This window comes from Arthrobacter sp. HS15c (assembly GCF_040812005.1).
Lineage (GTDB): Bacteria > Actinomycetota > Actinomycetes > Actinomycetales > Micrococcaceae > Arthrobacter.
Genome location: NZ_JBFOHM010000022.1, coordinates 1 through 4,446 on the forward strand (window position 1 = coordinate 1; position 4,446 = coordinate 4,446).

At 59.6% G+C, this 4,446-nt stretch carries 4 protein-coding genes; all 4 read left to right on the forward strand.

Features of this window, described 5'->3' with window-relative positions; genetic code table 11:
• The first annotated feature begins 174 nt into the window (after positions 1-174).
• Positions 175-1,023, forward strand: coding sequence for a sugar phosphate isomerase/epimerase family protein (locus tag ABV518_RS22240; protein ID WP_367771812.1), 849 nt, complete (start codon positions 175-177; stop codon positions 1,021-1,023).
• Positions 1,020-2,051: a Gfo/Idh/MocA family protein gene (locus ABV518_RS22245; RefSeq protein WP_367771815.1), complete on the forward strand. Its 1,032-nt coding sequence runs from the start codon at positions 1,020-1,022 to the stop codon at positions 2,049-2,051. The genes ABV518_RS22240 and ABV518_RS22245 overlap by 4 nt, the downstream gene beginning before the upstream one ends.
• 105 nt (positions 2,052-2,156) lie before the next feature.
• Positions 2,157-3,017 carry a sugar phosphate isomerase/epimerase family protein gene (locus ABV518_RS22250; RefSeq protein ID WP_367771819.1) on the forward strand — a complete coding sequence of 287 codons (861 nt, stop codon included), beginning with the start codon at positions 2,157-2,159 and terminating at the stop codon, positions 3,015-3,017.
• Between the two features lie 45 nt (positions 3,018-3,062).
• Positions 3,063-4,229, forward strand: a complete 1,167-nt coding sequence (locus tag ABV518_RS22255; RefSeq protein ID WP_367771822.1) for a Gfo/Idh/MocA family protein — start codon at positions 3,063-3,065, stop codon at positions 4,227-4,229.
• Positions 4,230-4,446 lie beyond the last annotated feature (217 nt).

Here is a 4,446-nt window from a genome sequence, read left to right on the forward strand (position 1 = left end):
TGCACCCCGGCGACAAGCCCGGCATCGGCGTCGAATTCAACGCCGAAGCCGCAGCCGCCTACCCGTACCAGCAGGCGTACCTGCCCTACAACCGGCTCGTCGACGGCACCGTCCATGACTGGTAACTAGCCAGCGTGCCAACCTCTGGCCCTTAGCATCGACCTAGGAGACTCCGTGACTCAAGCAGTACCCACTATCTGGCCCCTCTCTGGATTTGGCGACGAAATCGACCCGGACCCAGCGGTACAGTCAGCGGTCCTTTTGGCCCTCGGCGCCAACCATATCGAAGTACGCAGCGCCTGGGGAGTCAACGTCTCCGCCCTGGAACCGGAGCAGGCCGTACGCCTGAAGGAGATTCTGGACGGGAAGGGCCTAAAAGTCTCTGCCGTGGCGAGTCCCATAGGCAAAGTTTCGGTGACTCTTCCGGTTGACCATGAGGTGCAACGGCTCCGTCAGATCATTTCCGTGGCAAGCATCCTGGATACCAAGTACATCCGAATCTTTTCCTTTTACCCGGGGGAAGGCCAGAGCCAGGACGAGGTTCGTGAAGACGTCATCCTGAGGATGAGGGCGCTTGCCGATGAAGCCGCCAATGCAGGGGTTGTTCTCCTTCATGAGAATGAAAAGGGGATCTACGGAGACACCCCGGAGCGCGTCTTGGACCTCATGACGTCGGTTAATTCTCCGGCTCTGAGAGTCGCGTGGGACAACGCCAACTTCGTCCAAGTGGGAGTAAAGCCGTACACCGATGGCTATGCCCTGCTGCGTCCTTATCTGGAATACCTCCAGATCAAGGACGCCCTTTGCGCAACCGGAGAGGTGGTGCCGGCAGGTCAAGGGGATGGCGAGCTGGACGCTACCATCGCTGCCCTGAAGGCGGACGGCTATACCGGCTTCGCCTCGTTGGAACCGCACCTTGCCAGCGCTCATGAACTGGGCGGCTTTTCCGGTCCTGTCGCCTTCGGCGTGGCAGCCCGCGCTTTTGCCTCATTGGCGGCAGCCAAGGGGATTGAGCTCTCGTGACCGACCTGAAAGCGGCGGTCGTCGGATGTGGTGACGTTTCTGCAGTACATCTCCAGGCAATAGCGGATCTGCCCGGCGCCAGGCTCGCAGCTGTCTGTGACACTGACTCTGACCGGCTTGAAGCGGCAACGACCGCCCATAACGTCCCGGGGTTCCCCGACCACATCAGCCTGCTCGACACTATAAGACCTGACGTGGTGCACATCGCCACGCCGCACAACACTCACGCCTCAATCGCGGCAGACTGCCTGCAACGCGGCGTCAACGTGATCGTTGAAAAGCCTTTGGCGCACACCCTGGAGGAAGGTCTCCGGCTGGTGGAAGCAGCTAAGGCGAGCAGAGCAAAAATCGCCGTCTGCTTCCAAAACCGCTACAACGCCACTGCTCAGGCAATGCACAAACTTATCCACTCAGGTGAGCTCGGTGCGGTAGTGGGGGCATCCGCCACTGTGATGTGGCATCGCAACGCTGACTATTACACCAGCAGGCCGTGGCGCGGCAGCTGGGAAGGCGGCGGTGGAGGCCTGATGATGAACCAGGCTATCCACACCGTTGACCTCCTGCAGTGGCTTGTGGGCGACGTCGTCTCCCTCACCGGCAACTCTTCCACGCGGGTCCTGGGCGAGACCATCGCGGTGGAGGATACGGCGGAGTTCCTTGCAGAACACGCCAACGGAGCGCGGAGCATTTTCTACGCCAGCCTCGCGAACTCCGTCAACGCACCCATCACCTTGGACATCGTCACAGAGAAGGCCGCATTGTGCCTCCGCCGCGACCTGACCGTCACGTATGGTGATGGCCGCGTGGAAGTGACTCCGGAAAGGGAGCGCCATCCTGAAAATGAAGCGCCGACAGGCGGCCGGGCCTATTGGGGCTTGTCGCACGAATTACTGATCAAAGATTTTTATGCCCGGATCGGTGACCCTGCTCCATTCTGGATCGACCCTGACGAGGCCTTCAAATCACTGGCGATCGTCAAAGAGCTCTACCGCCAAAGCTATCCCACGCAACTTAAGGCCGTGTCCTAAGTTCCAGGTTTGCAACCCGCCCCTGCACGATCATGCGGCGAATACTCCGGCGTCCTTCCAGGAGCGCCGGCCCAAAACAGAACAATCAATCGGAAGAAGATAAACATGGCCAAAATCGGCGTACAGGCGATGATGTTGATGCAGGGCTTCGCGCAGGACGGAGCATTTGAAACGCTCCGGAAAGTAAGCGCGATTGGCTACAACGCCGTCGAAATTTCGCAGATCCCCATGTCTGAAAAGATCGTCGGTGAGCTGGACCGCGCCCGGACTGAACTGGGGATGGACATGGCGGCCCTGTCCGTGGCTGTAGATCTCCCGGCCGGCCGGCCTGGCGACACGCTGAAAAAGGACTTCGCCAAGATCGTCGACGACGCCAACCGTCTTGGGTCCAAGTTTTTGCGCATCGGCATCTTGCCCTTTCCGGCCCTGAAATCGCTGAATGCCGTCGTCGACTTTGCCAAAGAGGCCAATGACTATGCAGAGCAGCTAAAGGACCACGGCATCGGCCTTTACTACCACAATCACCACGTCGAATTCGCGAAGCTCGACGGCAAATACATGCTGGACATCATCGCCGATAATTCCCCTGCCATGGGCTTGGAGCTTGACGTGCACTGGGTGCAACGCGGGGGCCACGACCCCGTCCGCACCATCAACAAATATGCAGACCGTGCTGCCATGATCCACCTCAAGGACTACCGTGTGGGCGAAGTGCCGGAGTCTGCTTTCGCGAAGCTCGCCGCCGGTGACGCCAACGGGTTCCGCAACGAGTTTCGGAACGTTATCGAGTTCGCCGAAGTGGGCGAGGGCAACCTCGACTTCCCCGCCATCATCGCGGCTTCCCAAGCCGCAGGAGCAGAGTACCTGCTCGTCGAGCAGGACGAACTCTACGGACGCACGGTGTGGGAAGCGCTCCAAACGTCCTACGACAACCTCGTGGCCATGGGGCACTCAGACCTCTTCTAATCCCAGCTTTATTCAAGCAGTCAACAAGATACGGAGCATCACCAGATGAGCAAAAAAGTACGCCTTGGCATTATCGGCCTCGGACAGCAGGGCAGCATGTACGCCCACTTCATCAGCACAGGCAAAGTCCCCAACATGGTGATCGGCGCCGTGTGCGACATTGATGCGTCCAAAAAGGAAGAAGCCGCTACCAAGTACCTGGACATCCCGTTTTACGACGACTACATCACCATGCTCGACAGTGGAGACGTGGATGCTGTGGTGACCTGCGTGCCCCATTTCCTCCACCCCGAGATGGGTATCGAAACGCTGAAGCGCGATATTCACGCGCTCGTGGAGAAACCCGCAGGCGTTTACACAAAGCAGGTCCAGGAACTCAACGACTTCGCCGACAGCAAGCCCGAGTTGTCCTTCGCAATCATGTTCAACCAGCGGAACAATCCCCTGTACCAGCGGCTCAAGGAGATCGTGGAGAACGGGGAGATCGGCGACATCCGCCGGACCAACTGGATCATCACCACTTGGTGGCGCCCGCAGGGCTACTACAACTCCAGCGCATGGCGTGCCACATGGGGCGGTGAAGGCGGCGGCGTACTGGTCAACCAGGCACCGCACCAGCTGGACCTCTGGCAGTGGATCTGCGGTGTGCCCAAGTCCGTATACGCAAAGGTTGCCTACGGCTTCCGACGCGACATCGCCGTCGAGGATGAAGTCACTGCAGTGGTTGATTACGGAGATGGCGCCACCGGGGTTTTTGTCACGGCAACCCACGACGTCACCGGAACGGACCGCTTCGAGATCCTGGGCGACCAGGGCAAGATCGTCGTCGAAAACAGCAAGACAGCGACCGTAACCCGGCTGGTCAAGCCGGAGCGTGAACTCAGCGATTCGATGGGTATGGACGACATCCGGAAAGTGGTCACGGGACAACTGAACCCCGACGAGCTTTACACTTCCGAAGTCATCGAATTCCCGTCCCCTTGGGGGGTGCAGCACGCCGGCGTACTGGAAAACTTCGCCGCCAATATCCTCAACGGCACCCCGTTGCTGGCCCCGGGTTCGGACGGCATCAAGGGTGTTCGTCTGGCTAACGCCATCCACCTCTCCAGCTGGACCGGGAGCGAAGTCGACCTGGACTTCGATGAAGACCTGTTCCTCGCTGAGCTGAACAAGCGCATCGCCGACGAAGGAAAGTTCCCGCAGCGCGTCTGATTCCCTGTCAGCGACTCCGGCCAACTCGGAAATCCGCTAAACGGGTGCCCCGGCCCAGCCCCATATGTCCCGTCGAGCGCCCCTAAACCAGTCCTTGAAAGGTCTCTTACTGTGAAAATTATTGCTGCGGAAGTCTTCGTGACCAGCCCGTCCCGTAACTTCGTGACCCTCCGGATCACCACCGAGGACGGTGTGACCGGCATCGGGGATGCCACCC

What these genes read in the sequence shown, in the direction of transcription:
- ABV518_RS22255 (WP_367771822.1), top strand. Translation starts at nt 3,063, where the DNA reads ATGAGCAAAAAAGTACGCCTTGGCATTATCGGCCTCGGACAGCAGGGC.
- ABV518_RS22250 (WP_367771819.1), top strand. Translation starts at nt 2,157, where the DNA reads ATGGCCAAAATCGGCGTACAGGCGATGATGTTGATGCAGGGCTTCGCG.